Source organism: Pseudomonas sp. FYR_5 (assembly GCF_043106315.1).
GTDB classification, from domain to species: Bacteria; Pseudomonadota; Gammaproteobacteria; order Pseudomonadales; family Pseudomonadaceae; genus Aquipseudomonas; species Aquipseudomonas putida_Y.
The window spans coordinates 19602-37423 of the sequence record NZ_JBICMK010000125.1; the positions used below are offsets into that span (position 1 = coordinate 19602).

The 17822-nt window shown below is 62.5% G+C and carries 17 protein-coding genes; 9 read left to right on the plus strand and 8 right to left on the minus strand.

Annotated elements, in window-relative coordinates:
• The first annotated feature begins 102 nt into the window (after positions 1-102).
• The 7 genes from livH to nhaA all read left to right on the plus strand — a co-directional run bounded on the left by livH (position 103) and on the right by nhaA (position 7600).
• The gene (livH, locus tag ACF8RA_RS25140; protein WP_008097482.1) at positions 103-1026 is read left to right on the plus strand and encodes a high-affinity branched-chain amino acid ABC transporter permease LivH; all 924 of its coding nucleotides are present in this window, start codon (positions 103-105) and stop codon (positions 1024-1026) included.
• Positions 1023-2279 (plus strand): high-affinity branched-chain amino acid ABC transporter permease LivM, encoded by a 1257-nt coding sequence (locus tag ACF8RA_RS25145; RefSeq protein WP_176685314.1) that lies wholly within the window; start codon positions 1023-1025, stop codon positions 2277-2279. The genes livH and ACF8RA_RS25145 overlap by 4 nt, the downstream gene beginning before the upstream one ends.
• On the plus strand, positions 2276-3043 hold the full coding sequence (gene livG / locus ACF8RA_RS25150; RefSeq protein WP_021785842.1) for a high-affinity branched-chain amino acid ABC transporter ATP-binding protein LivG: 768 nt from the start codon (positions 2276-2278) through the stop codon (positions 3041-3043). Before ACF8RA_RS25145 ends, livG begins: the two co-directional genes overlap by 4 nt.
• Positions 3044-3745 (plus strand): ABC transporter ATP-binding protein, encoded by a 702-nt coding sequence (locus tag ACF8RA_RS25155; RefSeq protein WP_021785841.1) that lies wholly within the window; start codon positions 3044-3046, stop codon positions 3743-3745. It begins immediately after the preceding gene.
• An 88-nt stretch (positions 3746-3833) separates the two neighbouring features.
• Positions 3834-4508 carry a COG3650 family protein gene (locus ACF8RA_RS25160; protein ID WP_084850151.1) on the plus strand — a complete coding sequence of 225 codons (675 nt, stop codon included), beginning with the start codon at positions 3834-3836 and terminating at the stop codon, positions 4506-4508.
• Between the two features lie 103 nt (positions 4509-4611).
• Positions 4612-6219, plus strand: coding sequence for an NAD(P)/FAD-dependent oxidoreductase (locus tag ACF8RA_RS25165; protein WP_176685315.1), 1608 nt, complete (start codon positions 4612-4614; stop codon positions 6217-6219).
• Between the two features lie 205 nt (positions 6220-6424).
• Positions 6425-7600 (plus strand): Na+/H+ antiporter NhaA, encoded by a 1176-nt coding sequence (gene nhaA, locus ACF8RA_RS25170; RefSeq protein WP_176685316.1) that lies wholly within the window; start codon positions 6425-6427, stop codon positions 7598-7600.
• Positions 7601-7669: 69 nt separating this feature from the next.
• Here nhaA and ACF8RA_RS25175 read toward each other — a convergent pair whose 3' ends face one another.
• Positions 7670-8134, minus strand: a complete 465-nt coding sequence (locus tag ACF8RA_RS25175) for a glycine zipper 2TM domain-containing protein (protein WP_009684613.1) — start codon at positions 8132-8134, stop codon at positions 7670-7672.
• Positions 8135-8281: 147 nt separating this feature from the next.
• Here ACF8RA_RS25175 and ACF8RA_RS25180 point away from each other — a divergent pair, with 147 nt between their 5' ends.
• Positions 8282-8515, plus strand: a complete 234-nt coding sequence (locus ACF8RA_RS25180; protein ID WP_176685317.1) for a hypothetical protein — start codon at positions 8282-8284, stop codon at positions 8513-8515.
• Between the two features lie 39 nt (positions 8516-8554).
• Here the strand turns inward: ACF8RA_RS25180 and pdxH are convergent, their stop codons facing one another.
• The 5 genes from pdxH to dinG form a co-directional block, all read right to left on the minus strand.
• Positions 8555-9202, minus strand: coding sequence for a pyridoxamine 5'-phosphate oxidase (gene pdxH / locus ACF8RA_RS25185; protein WP_176685318.1), 648 nt, complete (start codon positions 9200-9202; stop codon positions 8555-8557).
• A gap of 19 nt (positions 9203-9221) precedes the next feature.
• Positions 9222-10184: an OmpA family protein gene (locus ACF8RA_RS25190; protein WP_176685319.1), complete on the minus strand. Its 963-nt coding sequence runs from the start codon at positions 10182-10184 to the stop codon at positions 9222-9224.
• Positions 10185-10283: 99 nt separating this feature from the next.
• Complete coding sequence (locus tag ACF8RA_RS25195) at positions 10284-11429, minus strand: serine hydrolase domain-containing protein (protein WP_176685320.1); 1146 nt, start codon at positions 11427-11429, stop codon at positions 10284-10286.
• Between the two features lie 133 nt (positions 11430-11562).
• On the minus strand, positions 11563-13797 hold the full coding sequence (locus tag ACF8RA_RS25200; protein ID WP_392519678.1) for a beta-galactosidase: 2235 nt from the start codon (positions 13795-13797) through the stop codon (positions 11563-11565).
• Positions 13798-13876: 79 nt separating this feature from the next.
• Positions 13877-16021: an ATP-dependent DNA helicase DinG gene (gene dinG, locus ACF8RA_RS25205; RefSeq protein ID WP_392519679.1), complete on the minus strand. Its 2145-nt coding sequence runs from the start codon at positions 16019-16021 to the stop codon at positions 13877-13879.
• 98 nt (positions 16022-16119) lie between these two features.
• Here dinG and ACF8RA_RS25210 point away from each other — a divergent pair, with 98 nt between their 5' ends.
• A complete protein-coding gene (locus ACF8RA_RS25210; protein ID WP_392519680.1) occupies positions 16120-16584 on the plus strand; it encodes a CopD family protein in 465 nt (154 codons plus the stop codon).
• A gap of 116 nt (positions 16585-16700) precedes the next feature.
• Here the strand turns inward: ACF8RA_RS25210 and ACF8RA_RS25215 are convergent, their stop codons facing one another.
• Together ACF8RA_RS25215 and ACF8RA_RS25220 are read right to left on the minus strand one after the other, a co-directional pair.
• Complete coding sequence (locus ACF8RA_RS25215) at positions 16701-16976, minus strand: DUF1145 domain-containing protein (RefSeq protein WP_176685323.1); 276 nt, start codon at positions 16974-16976, stop codon at positions 16701-16703.
• A gap of 97 nt (positions 16977-17073) precedes the next feature.
• Positions 17074-17793, minus strand: a complete 720-nt coding sequence (locus ACF8RA_RS25220) for an OmpA family protein (RefSeq protein ID WP_209967676.1) — start codon at positions 17791-17793, stop codon at positions 17074-17076.
• Positions 17794-17822 lie beyond the last annotated feature (29 nt).

Below are 17822 nucleotides of genomic sequence, written 5' to 3' on the forward strand. Positions count from 1 at the left end.
ATCCGGGGGCGGGCTCACCTGAAAATCTTAAAACCGTCATCCGCGGTTTCCTGGCCGTACCCCTGCCAGTGAAATGCAAATCAGGTTTTTAGGAGCGCTGTAATGCCTGAGATCTACCATTTCTTCCAACAACTGGTTAATGGATTGACCATCGGCAGCACCTATGCCTTGATCGCCATCGGCTACACGATGGTGTACGGCATCATTGGCATGATCAACTTCGCCCACGGCGAGGTGTACATGATCGGTTCCTACGTGGCCTTCATCGCCCTGGCGGGTCTGGCCATGATGGGTATCCATTCGCTGCCGATCCTGATGACCGTCGCCTTCGTCGCGACGATCTTCGTCACCAGTGCCTATGGCTACAGCATCGAACGAGTTGCCTACCGCCCCCTGCGTAACAGCAACCGTCTGATCCCGCTGATTTCCGCCATCGGCATGTCGATTTTCCTGCAGAACACGGTCTTGCTTTCGCAGGACTCAAAGGATAAATCCATCCCCAACCTGATCCCCGGGAGTTTCTCCTTCGGGCCAGGCGGTGCTGAAGAAGTACTGATCAGCTACATGCAGATCCTGGTGTTCGTCGTCACCCTGGTGGCCATGACACTGCTCACCCTGTTCATCTCTCGTTCCCGCCTGGGCCGCGCCTGCCGCGCCTGTGCCGAGGACATCAAGATGGCCAACCTGCTGGGCATCAACACCAACAACATCATCGCCCTCACCTTCGTCATCGGTGCCGCCCTGGCGGCCGTGGCGGCCGTGCTGCTGAGCATGCAGTACGGGGTGATCAACCCCAACGCCGGCTTCCTGGTGGGCCTGAAAGCCTTCACCGCGGCGGTACTGGGGGGCATCGGCAGCATTCCGGGCGCCATGCTCGGTGGGCTGGTGCTGGGTGTAGCCGAAGCATTTGGCGCCGACATATTCGGTGACCAGTACAAGGACGTGGTGGCATTCGGCTTGTTGGTTCTTGTCCTGCTGTTCCGGCCGACCGGCATCCTGGGCCGCCCGGAGGTTGAAAAAGTATGAACAGAAATCTCAAACAGGCGTTCTTCAGCGCCTTGCTGGTCTGGGCCGTGGCCTTCCCGGTGCTGGGCCTGAAACTGAGCATCGACGGCATCAGCCTGGTCGTGCACAGTCAGGGCTCGTTCACCATCAGCATCATCGCCGTGTGTTCGGTGCTGATGTTCCTGCGCGTGCTGTTCGACAAGCAGTGGAGTTCGGTGATGGGCCGCCGTTCGGATCGCAAGCTGATCCCCCCGGCAGTCAGCAACTACCTCACCCTGCCCAAGACCCAGCGCTATGTCATCATCGGGTTGATCGTGATGGCACTGGTATGGCCGTTCTTCGGCTCTCGCGGTGCGGTCGACATCGCCACGCTGATCCTGATCTACGTGCTGCTGGGCCTGGGCCTGAACATCGTGGTCGGCCTGGCAGGCCTGCTCGACCTCGGCTACGTGGGTTTCTATGCCGTCGGTGCCTACAGCTATGCCATGCTCTCGCACTACCTGGGCTGGAGCTTCTGGGTGTGCCTGCCGATTGCCGGCCTGATGGCTGCCACATTCGGCTTCCTGCTCGGCTTCCCGGTGCTGCGCCTGCGCGGTGACTACCTGGCGATCGTGACACTCGGCTTCGGCGAGATCATCCGCCTGTTCCTGCGTAACCTCACCGACTGGACCGGTGGCCCCAACGGCATCAGCAACATCCCCAAGCCGGAGCTCTTCGGCTTGACTTTCGAACGCCGTGCAGCCGAGGGCATGCAGACTTTCCACGAGTTCTTCGGGCTGCAATACAACTCGATCAACAAGGTCATCTTCCTGTACCTGGTGGCCCTGCTGCTGGCCCTGCTGGCTTTGTTCGTGATCAACCGCCTGCTGCGCATGCCGATCGGTCGTGCCTGGGAAGCACTGCGTGAAGATGAGATCGCCTGCCGTGCACTGGGCCTGAACCCGACCGTGATCAAGCTCTCGGCATTCACCCTGGGTGCCTGCTTCGCCGGTTTCGCCGGCAGCTTCTTCGCCGCGCGCCAAGGCTTGGTGACGCCGGAGTCGTTCACCTTCATCGAGTCGGCGATCATCCTCGCCATCGTCGTGCTTGGCGGCATGGGCTCACAACTGGGCGTGATTCTCGCGGCCATCGTGATGATCCTGCTGCCTGAGCTGATGCGTGAGTTCAGCGAATACCGGATGCTGATGTTCGGTGCGCTGATGGTGTTGATGATGATCTGGCGTCCGCAAGGCTTGCTGCCTATGCAACGTCCACAGATGGAGCTGCCCCGATGAGCCGCGAAATTCTGCAAGTCAGCGGCCTGAGCATGCGCTTTGGCGGCTTGTTGGCGGTCAACGGCGTGGGCCTGACCGTCAAGGAGAAACAGGTAGTGGCGCTGATCGGCCCGAACGGCGCCGGCAAGACCACCGTGTTCAACTGCCTGACCGGCTTTTACAAGCCCAGCGGCGGCACCATCCTGCTCGATGGCCAGCCGATCCAGGGCCTGGCCGGCCACCAGATTGCGCGCAAGGGCGTGGTGCGAACCTTCCAGAACGTGCGCCTGTTCAAGGAAATGACCGCGCTGGAAAACCTGCTTATCGCCCAGCACCGCCACCTCAACACCAACTTCTTCGCTGGCCTGTTCAAGACCCCGGGTTTCCGCCGCAGCGAGAAGGAAGCCCTGGAGCGTGCGCAGTACTGGCTGGAGAAGGTCAACCTCACCGAGTTCGCCAACCGCACCGCCGGCACCCTTGCCTACGGCCAGCAGCGCCGCCTGGAAATCGCCCGCTGCATGATGACCCAGCCACGCATCATCATGCTGGACGAACCAGCCGCAGGCCTGAACCCGAAAGAAACCGAAGACCTCAAGGCCCTGATCGCCTACTTGCGTGAATCGCACAGCGTCACCGTGCTGCTGATCGAGCACGACATGAAGCTGGTGATGAGCATCTCCGACCATATCGTGGTCATCAACCAGGGCACCCCCCTGGCCCACGGCACGCCGGAAGAGATCCGCGATAACCCTGATGTGATCAAAGCCTACCTGGGGGAAGCGTAAATGCTGAAGTTTGAAAACGTTTCCACCTTCTATGGCAAGATCCAGGCGCTGCACAGCGTCAACGTGGAGATCAACCAAGGCGAAATCGTCACCCTGATCGGCGCCAACGGTGCCGGCAAGTCGACCTTGCTCATGACCCTGTGCGGCTCGCCGCAGGCGCACAGTGGCAGCATCAAGTACCTGGGTGAAGAACTGGTCGGCCAGCCGTCCTCGCATATCATGCGCAAAAGCATCGCCGTCGTGCCGGAAGGCCGCCGCGTGTTCGCCCGCCTGACCGTCGAGGAAAACCTGGCAATGGGTGGTTTCTTCACCGACAAGGGCGACTATCAGGAGCAACTGGACAAGGTGTTGCAACTGTTCCCGCGCCTGAAGGAGCGCTACATGCAGCGTGGCGGCACCATGTCCGGCGGCGAGCAGCAAATGCTCGCCATTGGCCGGGCACTGATGAGCAAGCCCAAGCTGCTGCTGCTCGACGAGCCCTCGCTGGGCCTGGCACCGATCATCATCCAGCAGATCTTCGACATCATCGAACAGCTACGCCGCGATGGCGTGACGGTGTTCCTGGTGGAGCAGAACGCCAACCAGGCGCTGAAGATCGCTGACCGGGCTTATGTGCTGGAAAACGGTCGGGTGGTGATGCAGGGTACGGGGGAAGCACTGTTGACCGACCCGAAAGTGCGCGACGCGTACCTGGGGGGTTGAATGAAAAAGGGCCTTCGGGCCCTTTTTTCTGCCTGCAGGACGTGTATCGTGGCCAGCTCTTTGGCAAAGATTCCCCGGAGCCCGCCCCATGCGCCTCACCCCTACCCTGCTGCTCAGTGCCCTGCTGCCCCTGTTCGCTGGCTGCCAGTTACTGGCCGAGCAGCCCCGTGACCCGAACATCGGCACCACGCGCATGCAGGGCGAACTGAGCGCCAATGGCGGCCGCCTGTTGTTCAAGCCCTGCAGCGAAGCACGCCGCTTCGTGATCAATGACGTCGCCGGCACCGGCATCCTGCCGGAGGCCGCCAACCTGGCCAAGGACGCCAACGCCAAGTTGTTCGCCGACGTGCGCGGTCGCCTCACTGGCGCCAAGCAGGCCGACAACGACGGCCAGCTAGAGGTCAGCCGCCTGTACCGCCTGGAACCCTCCACCCGCGCTTGCGACGACCCCAACTTCAAGCAGCTGACCCTGCGCGCCAACGGTCATGAACCGGACTGGGACATCAAAGCCAGCGGCAAGGGCATGGTCATCGAGCGAATCGGCCAGCCCCCCCTGCCCTTGCCGTTCCTGGAAGAAGAAGTACCCGGTGGTGGCTTGACCCTGACCAGCGAAGCCAACGGCCAGCACGTGGAACTGTGGGTCGCTCCGCAGCGCTGTGCAGATATCGCCACTGGCGCCATCCACCACCTGCGCGCCGAACTGCGCATCGACGGCAAGACCTTGCAGGGCTGTGCTTACTACGGCGGCGCACGCGACAACTGATCACCGGGCGTTTTTATCCTGCCAGTAGGGGCAGCGAACAGCTTATACTTGGCGGTTTGTGTAAAGCCGCCGGCCGCCCATGGCCGGGATACTGGACCCTGCCATGCTACGAATCACCGAACTGAAGCTGCCCCTGGACCATCCTGACGAAGCGTTGCGCGAAGCCATCGTCCAGCGCCTGGGCATCCGCGACGAGCAACTGCTCAGCTTCAACCTGTTCAAGCGCAGCTACGATGCGCGCAAGAAGAACAGCGAACTGCTGTTCATCTACACCATCGACCTGGAAGCCAGCAACGAGGCCGAGCTGCTCAGCAAGTTCGCTGATGATCGCAACATCGGCCCTGCGCCAGATGTCACCTACAAGTTCGTCGGCCAGGCCCCGGCAGGCCTGCAGGAGCGCCCGATCGTGGTCGGTTTCGGCCCGTGCGGCATCTTTGCCGGCCTGTTGCTGGCACAGATGGGCTTCAAGCCGATCATCCTCGAACGCGGCAAGGAAGTTCGCCAGCGCACCAAGGACACCTGGGGTCTGTGGCGTAAAAGCGTACTCAACCCTGAGTCCAACGTGCAGTTCGGTGAAGGCGGCGCCGGCACCTTCTCCGACGGCAAGCTCTACAGCCAGATCAAGGACCCGCAACACCACGGCCGTAAAGTGCTGGAAGAATTCGTCAAGGCCGGTGCGCCGGACGAAATCCTGTACATCAACAAGCCGCACATCGGCACCTTCCGCCTCACCGGCATGGTCGAACAGATGCGCCAGGACATGATCGCCCTGGGAGCCGAAGTGCGCTTCCAGGAGAAGGTCACCGACCTGTTGATCGAAGATGGCCAACTGACCGGTGTCGTGCTTGAAAGCGGCGAACAACTGCACTCTCGCCATGTGGTATTGGCCCTGGGCCACAGCGCCCGTGACACCTTCCGCATGTTGCACGCCAAAGGTGTCTACATGGAAGCCAAGCCGTTCTCGGTGGGCTTCCGTATCGAGCACCCGCAAACGCTGATCGACAAGGCGCGCCTGGGTAAGTACGCCGGCCACCCGAAACTGGGTGCCGCCGACTACAAGCTGGTTTACCACGCCAGCAACGGCCGCTCGGTATACAGCTTCTGCATGTGTCCGGGTGGCACCGTGGTCGCGGCCACCAGCGAGCCAGGCCGAGTCGTCACCAACGGCATGAGCCAGTATTCGCGTAACGAGCGCAACGCCAACTCCGGCATCGTCGTCGGCATCGATCCCGAGCGCGACTACCCGGGTGGCCCGCTGGCCGGTATCGAACTGCAGGAGCGCCTGGAGGCGCACGCCTATGTAATGGGCGGTAGCAACTACCAGGCCCCAGCGCAACTGGTGGGCGACTTTGTCGCCGGCCGCCCCTCCACCGCTCTGGGCAGCGTCGAGCCGTCCTACAAGCCGGGCGTGACCTTGGGCGACCTGGCGCCGAGCCTGCCGGACTTCGCCATCGAGGCGATCCGTGAGGCACTGCCAGCGTTCGACCGACAGATCAAGGGCTATAACCTGCATGATGCGGTGTTGACCGGGATCGAGACGCGCACCTCGTCGCCACTGCGGATTACCCGGGGTGAGGATTACCAGAGCCTGAACCTCAAGGGGCTGTTCCCGGCGGGTGAAGGGGCCGGGTATGCGGGCGGGATCCTGTCAGCCGGTGTGGATGGCATTCGCATCGCCGAGGCGGTGGCGCGGGATATGCTCGGCCTCTGATTCTTTATCGAATGACAGGGCCTCTTCGCGGGTGACCCCGCTCCTGCACGGAACAGTGGTCTCCCCGCAGGGGCGGATTTCCCCAAGGCCTGCTGGCAACAACATATAACAAAAACGAATATGGTTTTTGTTTTAAGGAACATCGTCACAGGCTAGGGTGTACGCCCGTACCCTTCGTAAACTGCTCATGGAGGGCCTATAGCCCGTGCGTAGCCTGCTTACCCGTTTCTTCCAACTGGAAGCCGCCAGCGGCCTGCTGCTGATCGCTGCCGCCGTTCTGGCCCTGGTCATCAACAACTCGCCACTGTCCTACCTGTACAGCGGCTTGCTCGACGTACCCGTCGCCGTCCAGATCGGCGCGCTGAACATCGCCAAGCCATTGCTGCTGTGGATCAACGACGGCCTGATGGCCCTGTTCTTCCTGCTCATCGGCCTGGAAGTCAAACGCGAGGTGGTCGACGGCCACCTGTCCAAGCCCTCACAAGTGATCCTGCCTGCCACCGCAGCCGTGGGCGGCATGGTGGTGCCAGCGCTGATCTACTGGTTCATCAACCGTGACAACCCCGCAGCCGTGGCCGGCTGGGCAATCCCTACCGCCACCGACATCGCCTTCGCCCTCGGTGTCCTGGCCCTGCTCGGCAAGCGCGTACCGGTGTCACTGAAGTTGTTCCTGATGACCCTGGCGATCATCGACGACCTGGGTGCAATCATTGTGATCGCCCTGTTCTACTCCGGCACCCTGTCGAGTGTGTCACTGCTACTGGCAGCGGCCTGTCTGGTGGTGCTGGTGGCGATGAACCGGCTTGGCGTGGTCAAGCTTGGACCCTACATGATCGTTGGCCTGATCCTGTGGGTCTGCGTACTCAAGAGTGGTGTGCATGCCACCTTGGCCGGTGTCGCCCTGGCCTTTTGCATTCCGCTGCGTACACGCCATGCTGAATCGTCGCCTCTGCTGGCGCTGGAACACGCCCTGCACCCTTGGGTGGCCTATGCCATCCTGCCACTTTTCGCCTTCGCCAATGCCGGCGTTTCACTGACAGGCATGACCGTAGATAGCTTCACCCACCCAGTGCCGATGGGCATCACGGTCGGCCTGTTGCTGGGCAAGACCGTGGGGGTTTTCGGCCTGACCTGGGTGGCGGTCAAGCTGCGCCTGGCCTCGCTGCCTGCAGGTGCTGGTTGGGGGCAAATACTGGGGGTGGCGATACTCTGTGGCATTGGCTTCACCATGAGCCTGTTCGTAGGCTCGCTCGCCTTCGCCCCGGGTAGCAGTGATTACGCGGGCATGGACCGCATGGGTATTCTGACTGGCTCGTTCTTTGCCGCAGTGATCGGCTACGCCGTCACCGCGATGGCCAGCCGCAAAACCAGCGTTGCCTGACTTGACTGAAGCATAAGAAAAACCCCGACTGGCAGCAGCCATGTCGGGGTTTTTATTACTGCACTACGGTCAGTGCGAAACGCGACTGGTACCGTCTACAGTCATGATGCGCACTCGGTCGCCAACACGGAAGATTTCGTTCTCCTGCACGGCCTGCACATAGGCGCGCATGCTGCCATCATCTTCACGAACGGTAATTTCGACACCTTGGGTACGAGTCAGGCCTTCTTCTGCTGCGGAACCCGCCAAGCCACCGGCCACGGCACCGATCACGGCAGCCACGATGCTGCCACGGCCACCGCCCACGGCGCTGCCGGCTACACCGCCCACGATGGCACCAGCACCGCCGCCAATCGGGGTCTTGGTGCCCTCGATCTTGACCGGACGCAGGGATTCGATGGTGCCCATACGCACGGTTTGCACGCGGCGGGCTTCGTCACGGGAGTAGCTGTCACCGGTCAGGCTCGAGGCACAGCCCCCCAGCAGCAGCGACATGGTGGTAAAGGTCGCCACCAGCAAAGCGGATTTACGCATGGGTAAAGTCTCCATAAGTCAGGTGCTCATTAGACGCTGCACATTGACGGCTGTCACGGTACAAACGTAATAAAATTGTTTTCATTCAGCCGGGGTACAGCCTGCCGGGCTGTGTCGAAGGCCTTTCAAGTGAGACCAAGAATAGCCATGGATTACTTCATCGTCGTGGTCACCACCGTTACGGGACTGTATTTTCACTGGTGGCTGTATGTGCGCATGCGCCGCTGGATGGACCGTGACCTGGCCTTGTCGCTGGCAGGGGCTGATCCTGAAAAACGCGCGTTCATGCTTGAAAGGTTGGCGCAGGCGCGGCAGGAGAAGGTAGGGCGTAAGCAACTACCGGGGTGGTTGGAGCGCGAGGCGGCGGGATATCCGGGGTAACTTGATCGATGGCTGGGGCCGCTTGGCAGCCCCAGTTACTCAGGGTGCCAGCCGCTCTCGCAGCCACTGCCCATCCACCAGCCGATAGTTCAACCGGTCATGCAGGCGGCTTGCGCGCCCCTGCCAGAACTCGATGCGCTCGGGCAACAAACGGTATCCCCCCCAATGCTCAGGGCAATGCGGCTGGGTGTCGGAGAAACGCGCTTCAGTGGCCTTTACCAGGCCCTCCAGTTCCTCACGCCCGGCAATCACGCGGCTCTGTGGCGAGGCCCAGGCCCCCAGACGGCTGCCCAGCGGGCGGACCTGGTAGTAGGCATCCGACTCCTGCGCCGTAACCTTCTGCACCCGACCTTCAATGCGTACCTGACGTTCCAGCGCCGGCCAGAAGAAGGTCATGGCCGCAAAGGGGTTGGCTTGCAGTTGCTGGCCTTTGGCGCTGTCGTAGTTGGTGAAGAAAGTGAACCCCTGCTCGTCGAGCCCCTTCAACAGCAATACACGGCAATGCGGGCGACCTTCGCCGTCCACGGTGGCCAAGGTCATGGCGTTGGCTTCCACCGGTACCTGCTCGGTTTTCACCGCATCGGCGAACCACTGGTGGAACAGGGCAAACGGCTCCCCCGGTGCCTGGGCTTCGGTCAGTCCATCACGGGTGTAGTCGCGGCGCATATCGGCCAGGGATTGGGTCATGACTGCGGTTCCTTGACGATCAGTTGGTCTTCGCAGGGCTGTTGGCAGCTACTTTCTTGTCAACGGCAGCTTTCTTGGCAGCAGGCTTGGCTGGCGCAGCTTTTTTCTTGGCTGCAGTCTTCGCAGGTGTTTTGGCCTTGGCTACAGGTTTCTTCGCCGCAGCCTTGGCGACCGGCTTGCTGCCAGCAGCCTTGGCATCCTGCACGGCCACCATCGAGGCCGGGGCGGGTGCCGGGGCGGCCTGCTGGTATTTGGCCAGGAGTGCAACCATGGTGTTCTGCGGGGTCAGCAACATTTCCACGCGGCGGTTCAGGGAGCGCCCCTCGGCGCTGTCGTTGGCAGCGCGCGGCATCATCGAGCCCATACCCTTGAGGGTCAGGCGGTCACGCTGCAGGCCGCTGAGGCGGAAGATGGCCGATACCGAAGCGGCGCGCTCCAGGCTGAGCTTCTGGTTGGCAACGGCGGCACCGCTGCTGTCGGCATGGCCCAGCACCAGCACGGCAGTCTTGGGGTCGCCTTCGACAGTCTTGGCGACGCGGGTGATCGGGCCCAGGGACAGGGGCAGCAGCATGTTCGGGCGATCACGATTGTATGAGCTGTCTACCGGCAGGGTTACCGCCAGCACATTGTCGCGACGCTCCAGCTCCAGCTTGCTGTCCTTGATCGCTTCACGCAGCTTGGGCTCGTATTCGTCCAGCCAGGCCTGGGTAGCCTTCTGATCAATCTTCGGCACCACCGGCCCCTTGGCTTGCTCGTCGTCACCGCCAAACGGCCACCACCAGCGGCTGGCGCTTTCGGATTTGGCATCGGCTTTGGCCACGGTTTCAGTAACGGCTGACTTCACTTCCTGCTCGGCAACCTTTTCCGAACCGAAAGGCCACCAGCTGGAACCACCTACCTTGGAGCCATCCGGGGAGTGGCTGGCGCAGCCGGTAACGGCGGTCAGGCACAGGGCGAGTGCTAAGGTTTTATGTGAAGACATCAGCGATACACCATGAAATAGAAAGATATTTTGCCCAGGGACTTCAGGCCTTGGCATTGAGGATAGTCAAAGGGGTGTGGCAATACCCGCATTACCCGATCAAAGGCAAGTGGCAAGAACGCGCACCAGTTTCTGGGCCCGTGGGTCCATCAGCACATAAGGGCCTAGGGTATTGACCACAAAACCGAAGGCCACATCGTGCTCCGGGTCGGCAAAACCGACCGAGCCACCGGCACCGGGGTGGCCAAAGGCGCGGGCGCCAAGACCAAAGGTGGCATTCGCCACATCGGGCTGGTCGAGCATGCAGCCCAGGCCGAAACGGGTCTGAGTGAGCAAGGTACGATCCTGGCCGAGGCTATGCTCGCGGGTCAGCTCATCGAGCAGTTCGGATTCAAGCAGGCTGCCGTCCAGCAGCCCGGCATAGAACCCCGCCAGGCTGCGTGCGTTGCCATGGCCATTGGCCGCTGGCTGCTGCATGCGTCGCCATTCCGGTTTGTTGGTGCTGGTCAGTATCGCGGGCGGGTTGGTAAAGGCGCGGGTCGACAGTGCCTCAGGCTCGCGCATGGTCACCTGCAGCAAGCGTTGCGCTGCGGCATCTCCAGCGTTGCCCTTGCCACGGGCAATATGCGCCACGCGGTGGAACTCTTCGTCGGCCAGGCCAACATGGAAATCCAGCCCCAACGGGCGGGCGGTACGGGCCACGATCGAGTCGCCAGGGCCACGGCCGTCGGCACGGCGGATCAGCTCGCCGATCAGCCAGCCATAGGTGATGGCGGCATAGCCGTGTTCTGTGCCTGGCGTCCACCACGGAGTCTCGGCGGCCAGGGCATCGACCATGACCTGCCAGTCATACAAAGCTTCGGCCGGCAGCAGCTCACGAATGGCCGGCAAGCCGGCACGGTGGCTGAGCAACTGGCGCAAAGTGATCGACTGCTTACCCGCCTGGGCAAACTCGGGCCAGTAGTTGGCCACCGGGGTATCGAGGGCCAGCTTGCCCTCGCCGACCAGTTGCAGGGCGGTAACGGCCGCGAAGGTCTTGGTGCAAGAGAACAAGTTGGCGATGGTATCACTGTGCCAAGCCTGCTGGCCGTCCTTGTCGGCACAGCCGGCCCACAGGTCAACGACGGTTTCGCCACCCACCTGGATGCACAGCGCGGCGCCACGCTCCTGGGGATCATCGAACAGCGCGGCAAAGGCTTCGCGCACGGCTTCGAACTTCAGCTCATAGTGACCCTGGATCTGCACCCGCTGCTCTCCGTACGACCATATCCAAAAAGGTGTGCATTGTTTCAGTAGTTGGGCGTTTTGCAAACTGGCTTGGACCAAGTGGTCGCGACACAAAGCCACTCCCACGTAAGATGACTGCACCAGCCTGACTTCAGGGGGCCGGTCTTTCCAGCTCGGCACGCAGCTGGCTCATGGTGTGCAGGTTACTTTTGCGCACGGCATCGACAAACCCTGGATAGGGCATGTCGGTAATCGCCACCAGCCCGAGGTGGCCGTTCTCACCATCGAGCAGGCGACCGCTGGCCGGTTGGTCGAGGTACTGGAACCAGTGCGCGCCAACGATCATCGGCTGCGCCAGGGCCGCCTTGAGGAAGTTTGCGTAGGCCGGGCCGCGATCCTCTTCCCGCGCCAGCTCCAATGGCCCCGGCCAGAACGGCCCGCGATCACGCGAGCCGAACTGGAACTCGGACACGAGCACCGGCTTGTCCAGCTCCGCCAGGCGGGCAAAGTCGTAGCCGTCCTGTGGCTTGAGGGTATAGAAGTTGAAGCTCAGTACATCGCAAAACTCGGCACAGGCCTTGACCGCCTCCGGTGTACTGACCGCATAGCGACCACCCAGGAGCATGTGATTGGGCGCATGCCACTTCAACGAATCGGAAATGGTCTTGAAGTAGGTCTCGGCAAATACCCGCTGGAAGTGTTGGTAGTCACGCTCGATTTCCGGGTGCTCCGGGTTAGGCAACGGCGCCTCGAAGCCAGGATCCTCCATTAGCTCCCAGGCGGTCAGTTCGATCCCCCAGGCCTTGGACAACCCCTCCTGGTTGCGATACTTGTCGCGCAGCTGCTTGAGAAACGCGCGTTTGGCTGGCACGTCGGTGGTCAGGCGCAAGGTACCGTAGGCCAGGCCATAACGGGCCTGGGGATCGCTTCCGGGGGCAGCCCAGGCCAGTTCGTTGTCCGCGAAGTAGCCGATCAACCAAGGGTCGTCGCGGTGATCGCGAGCGGCGATGGCCACCGCACGTTCGGTGGCCATGGCAAATCGCGGGTCGAACGGGTCGGGCATACGCCCCCACCAATCCATGCCAGTGCTGATGCTGGCATAGTCGCCCACGATCGACAGCGGCAAGGTATACGGCATGCGTCTGGCCTGGCCAAGGGCCGGCTCGCTCCAGTTGCCAACGGTGTTGAACCCCCAGGCCAGAAGCCGGTCAAGCGCGTGCGCCTGCCAGCGGTCGGCATCCAGCACCGGCAGTGCGCAGTTGGCTGGCTGGCCCTCCACTGCGGGCGGACAGGGTTTGCCATAAGTACGCTGCAGGTTGGCGGCGTAGAAGTCGAACCAACGCCCCTGCTTGAAATTGCGCCCCTGCGACGAGGCATTGCCATCGTCGTTGTTGCTTTCGCCATAGAACCCGGCCAGTGCATCGCCCTCGGCGGGCAGGGCCTTGAACATGCCTTCGCGCCCGGCGACATACGTACGCCCACCGTCTGCCGCCACGGCGTTCACCCCCAGCGAATAGAACGGGTGCCCATCCGGCGTTATCAGGTACCAGCGGCCATCACGCTTTTCCGTGCGAAAGAAGCCCTTGGCTGCAAAGGCCGGCCCGCCCACCAGGCCACCGTAAGCGTCCAGCTGCTGCTTGCTGCGCTCCGCCAACCAACCCTTGAGCTGTTGCTGTTCACGGGTATCGGCCGCCTTGAGCTGCTCGTCACTGGATACCTTCTCGGGCCAGTTCCCGCGAGTCGACTGGCCATAGGCATCAATCAGCTCGTGATAGGCCGCCCTGTACGCCTGGTCGTCATCCTGGATACCGACACGCTCGATCAACAGGCTCTGCGCCACCTTGGGGCTGGGGATGCTCAGGCTGACCGAGGTCACCTGCTTGAGGTCGACTGCACCGGCACTGCTGGTCAAAAGGAGGCGCTGACCACCGTGGGTCCACGGCATCGGCGGGCCGGCGCGCATGCCCTGGTCCAGCGGCGAACTGGCTGTCAGCGGCACCATCACCGTTTGCGCGGGGCCTGCGGGCAGGTCGATACGGCTGGCCAAGGTGCTGCCATCGCTGCCTTGCACCGTGACATCCACGGTCAATGCCCAATCCATGGCACTTTGCAGGCGCAAGGTCAGGAACTGCCCGGCGGACCAGTCCCACACCCCGCTCTGCGGGCTCAGGCACAGGGTGGGCTGCTGCGCCGGGTTGAACACCACACGCCGCAACACCTCGCCCTCGGCCGTTTGTTCCGCGTTGTACTGCGGCATGCCGGCATTCACGGTCGCCACATTGACCACCGAGGCCGGGCGCACGAAGCTGAACAGCGTTTGCTGCTCGGCCAGCAAGGGCGAACTGCACAACAAGGCGAAGACGGCGGGCACGGTACGGCGGATCATAAGGCGAGGGCTCTCCTTCAGGGCCCTGATGGGCCCAAGGCTGAGTAATGGACAATGCGCCGGCGCAAGTGCTCGGCGGTCAGGAAATTTCCCGCCGGAACGGCGGCAGCGCATTGAGAATAGCCTTGCCGTAGCGCTGGGTGACCAAGCGCCGGTCAAGCAAGGTGATAACGCCGCGATCCTGCTCGGTACGCAGGAGGCGACCGCAGGCCTGGATCAGCTTCAACGAGGCGTCGGGCACGGCAATTTCCATGAACGGGTTGCCGCCACGTGCCTCGATCCACTCGGCCAGCGCAGCTTCGACCGGGTCATCGGGCACAGCGAAGGGAATCTTGGCGATGACCACGTGTTCGCAATACGCACCCGGCAGGTCGACGCCTTCGGCAAAGCTGGCCAAGCCAAACAGCACGCTGTGCTGGCCATCGTCGACCCGCGCCTTGTGCTTGTTCAGGGTTTCCTGCTTTGAAAGGTTACCCTGGATGAGCACCAGCTTGCGCCAGTCACGGTCCAGACCGTCAAACACATCCTGCATCTGCTTGCGTGACGAGAACAACACCAGCGCGCCACGGGCATCTTCGACAATGTTCGGTAGCTCGCGGATGATCGCCGCGGTGTGCGCTGCCGCATCGCGCGGGTCGGCCTGCAGGTCGGGGACCCGCAGAAGGCCGGCATCGCCATGCACAAACGGGCTGGGCACCACGCAGGTGACTGCGTCGCGCGGCAACCCCGAACGCATGCGGAAACGGTCGAATTTGCCCAGCGCGGTCAATGTCGCCGAAGTTACCAGCGCACCGTGGGCCACGCTCCACAGGCTGCGCCGCAGCATTTCTGCGGCGAGGATGGGGCTGGCGTTGACTTCGATGTCGAACAGCGCGCCACTCTCGGCCAACGTCAGCCAGCGCGCCATGGGGGGGCTGTCTTCCGGGTCTTCGGCGGTGAAGGCTGTCCACAGCTCCCAGTTGCCTTGAGCACGGGTGACCAGGCTGCCGAACAACGGATACCACTCTTCGGCCTGGTGGCTGGCGATGCCGATGTTGACCTCGCCGTCCATGCCTTCCTTGAGCAGGTCAGCCAGACGGGTGAGCAGATCGTTGAGGCGGGCAAAGCCCTTTTTCAGTTCGATGCCCACTTCGCGAATCTGCTCCGGCACCACCCCTCCCTCGAAACGGTAACGCGGGCGCTCACGGCCTTCGGTGTCCTCGCTGGGACGGAAGTCGGCCACCTGTTCACAAAGGGTGAACATGAACTGCTGCTGGGTGCGTACTTCTCGTGCCAGCTCCGGCACCTGCTCGATGTACTTGCCCAGGTCGCCGGGCAGCGGATGCTGGGCCAGCAGCTTGGTCAGGTTCTTGGCGGTCTGCTCCAACCAGTCGGCGGTAGAGCGCAGCCGCGAGTAATGGGCGAAATGGCCGATGGCCTTGTCTGGCAGATGATGGCCTTCGTCGAACACGTACATGGTATCGCGCGGATCGGGTAGTACCGCGCCGCCACCCAGGGCCAGGTCGGCCAGGACCATATCGTGGTTGGTGACGATCACGTCGACCTTGCCCATGCCTTCGCGGGCCTTGTAGAACACGCACTGCTGGAAGTTGGGGCAGTGGCGGCCGGTGCACTGGCTGTGGTCGGTGGTCAGGCGTGCCCAGTCCTGGTCCTCCAGGGCCTCGGACCAGCTGTCACGGTCACCGTCCCAGCGGTTGCCGGCAAGCTTCTCGATCATGCTGTTGAACAACTTCTGGCTGCGCTCGTCGACTTCGATACGGAAGCCTTCTTCTTCGAACAGTTGAGCCGTGGCGGACTGGGCGTGGCCTTCCTGCAGCAGGATGTCGAGCTTGGACAGGCACAGATAGCGGCCACGGCCCTTGGCCAGGGCAAAGCTGAAGTTGAGGCCGCTGCTGCGCATCAGGTCGGGCAGGTCCTTGAAGACGATCTGCTCCTGCAGGGCCACGGTGGCCGTGGCGATCACCAGGCGTTTGCCCGCGGCCTTGGCAGCCGGGATGGCAGCCAGGCTGTAGGCTACCGTCTTGCCGGTACCGGTGCCCGCTTCCACGGCCACCACCGCAGGCTCGCCAGCGCGGCGGCCTTCATCGTCGCAGGCAATGTCGCCAAGTACCTTGGCCACTTCGGCGATCATCAGGCGCTGGCCATAGCGCGGTTTGAGGCTCTTGGCTTCGAGAAAACGCGAATAGGCGCCCTGGATAGTGGCTTTGAGTTCGTTGCTGATCATGGTCTGCAGGCGCCCGGAGGGCTGGATATATTTTCAGTGTTTCGCATGGGGCGGCTATCATACCCCGCTATTGCCCTTTCTGCCGCATGGAGATCCGAATGCTCGCCTTTGCCCTGCCCTACACATTGCATGTTCTGGCCGCCCTGGTATGGGTCGGCGGCATGTTCTTCGCCTGGCTGGTGCTGCGCCCGGCAATGGTTGCAGCCCTGGAAGGGCCTGCCCGCCTGCGCTTGTGGGTGGAAGTTTTCCGACGCTTCTTCGGCTGGGTCTGGCTGGCGGTGGCGATTTTGGCGATAAGTGGTATCGGCATGTTGCACATGCGCTTCAGCGGTTTCGAGACAGCACCCAGGTACGTACACGTGATGATCGGTGGCGGGATCGCCATGCTTGCCTTGTTCATGCGCATTCAGGCGTTGCTGCTGCCGGAATTGAAGGCAGCAGTGCAGGCCGAGGACTGGCCGACGGGGGCGGCGGTACTGGGGCGCATTCGGCGGATGGTGGGGGTCAATCTGCTGCTGGGGCTGGCCGTGGTTGCGGTGGCCAGTTCGCGGCTGGTGATCTGACAGGTTCTGCGCGCAACCAGTAGCGAAACCGGTGCCACGGTGGATGTCACCGGCGTTGCCGGTGTTCGCGGGCAAGCCCCACAAGGGATCGCGGTGAGAATCACAGCCACTGCAGCTCACTTCACCCGCGGCGCCTCGCGCACACGGGGAATGGACATGACATGGAAGATCCCCGTCAACAGGATTTGCAACCGGTCAAACCAACGGTGACTGCGCCCGCGCAGGCTGCGATTGAAGAACAGCACTTCAAGCAAGTGCAGACCCAACAAGACGATGCCTGCGGCATTGATCAGCAGATTGAAGGGCAAAGGTTGTGGCATCAGCTGATTGAACAACAACACCCCCCAGAAAGCGACCGTCAGGACCTTGCCCAGACCCAGGATGAACTTCATACCCGTCCCTATAGATTGTTGTCATGTCGAGGCGACCCGATCGAGCAAACCGTGCGAACGACATTGACGGTAATGCCAAGGCAGGCGCCTGCACCACTCAGTTGAAGTGCAGCTCCACCCGTCGGTTGCGCGCGCGGCCCTCCTCGGTTTCGTTGTCGGTCACCGGCTCGCTTTCCCCGCGGCCCTGGCTGGTGACCTTGCCCATCTCCAGGCCCTGACCAATCAGGTACTCGGCGACGCTGCTGGCGCGGCGTTCGGAAAGTGCCTGGTTGTAGCTGTCGGAGCCCACACTGTCGGTATGCCCGATCACACGGACCTTGGCCACCGTCGGTGAGTTGAGTTTCGCCACCAGGCCTTGCAGGCGTTGCTGGGCCGCCGGCGTCAGTTCGGCGGAGTCGAAGGCGAACATCACCGCGCCGTTGTCATCGAGGGTGATCACCTCTGGCGAGGGTTCGGGAGCACTGGCAGGTGGCGCTGCCGGGTACTGTCTGAGTGGGCAACCCATGTGGTCGACCGCCGTGTTGGCTGGGGTCTCGGGGCAGTGATCACGTCGATCGAAAATGCCGTCACCGTCTTCGTCACCGTCCTGGGCATAACAAATCAGCCCCCCGGCGATGGCGCCCAGGGCACCACCACCGGCAGCCCAGGAAGAACTCTCGATGGCGCCAAGGCCACCACCGACCAAGCCGCCCAGCAGGCTGCAGATGGGCCAGGTCCTTTGATTGAGGGGCGCACTGCCATCGCTGTGCGTAGCGCAGCCCGCGAGCAGGCTGGCAGCCACCAACAGCGGCAATGCCGCCTTCGACGTCACACTCATGCTGAATGCTCCTGTGTCATTGGCCACAA

Coding starts and splice junctions, on each gene's coding strand:
- livH (WP_008097482.1), top strand. CDS start 103: ATGCCTGAGATCTACCATTTCTTCCAACAACTGGTTAATGGATTGACC.
- ACF8RA_RS25145 (WP_176685314.1), top strand. CDS start 1,023: ATGAACAGAAATCTCAAACAGGCGTTCTTCAGCGCCTTGCTGGTCTGG.
- livG (WP_021785842.1), top strand. CDS start 2,276: ATGAGCCGCGAAATTCTGCAAGTCAGCGGCCTGAGCATGCGCTTTGGC.
- ACF8RA_RS25155 (WP_021785841.1), top strand. CDS start 3,044: ATGCTGAAGTTTGAAAACGTTTCCACCTTCTATGGCAAGATCCAGGCG.
- ACF8RA_RS25160 (WP_084850151.1), top strand. CDS start 3,834: ATGCGCCTCACCCCTACCCTGCTGCTCAGTGCCCTGCTGCCCCTGTTC.
- ACF8RA_RS25165 (WP_176685315.1), top strand. CDS start 4,612: ATGCTACGAATCACCGAACTGAAGCTGCCCCTGGACCATCCTGACGAA.
- ACF8RA_RS25175 (WP_009684613.1), bottom strand. CDS start 8,134: ATGCGTAAATCCGCTTTGCTGGTGGCGACCTTTACCACCATGTCGCTG.
- ACF8RA_RS25180 (WP_176685317.1), top strand. CDS start 8,282: ATGGATTACTTCATCGTCGTGGTCACCACCGTTACGGGACTGTATTTT.
- pdxH (WP_176685318.1), bottom strand. CDS start 9,202: ATGACCCAATCCCTGGCCGATATGCGCCGCGACTACACCCGTGATGGA.
- ACF8RA_RS25190 (WP_176685319.1), bottom strand. CDS start 10,184: ATGTCTTCACATAAAACCTTAGCACTCGCCCTGTGCCTGACCGCCGTT.
- ACF8RA_RS25200 (WP_392519678.1), bottom strand. CDS start 13,797: ATGATCCGCCGTACCGTGCCCGCCGTCTTCGCCTTGTTGTGCAGTTCG.
- dinG (WP_392519679.1), bottom strand. CDS start 16,021: ATGATCAGCAACGAACTCAAAGCCACTATCCAGGGCGCCTATTCGCGT.
- ACF8RA_RS25210 (WP_392519680.1), top strand. CDS start 16,120: ATGCTCGCCTTTGCCCTGCCCTACACATTGCATGTTCTGGCCGCCCTG.
- ACF8RA_RS25215 (WP_176685323.1), bottom strand. CDS start 16,976: ATGAAGTTCATCCTGGGTCTGGGCAAGGTCCTGACGGTCGCTTTCTGG.
- ACF8RA_RS25220 (WP_209967676.1), bottom strand. CDS start 17,793: ATGAGTGTGACGTCGAAGGCGGCATTGCCGCTGTTGGTGGCTGCCAGC.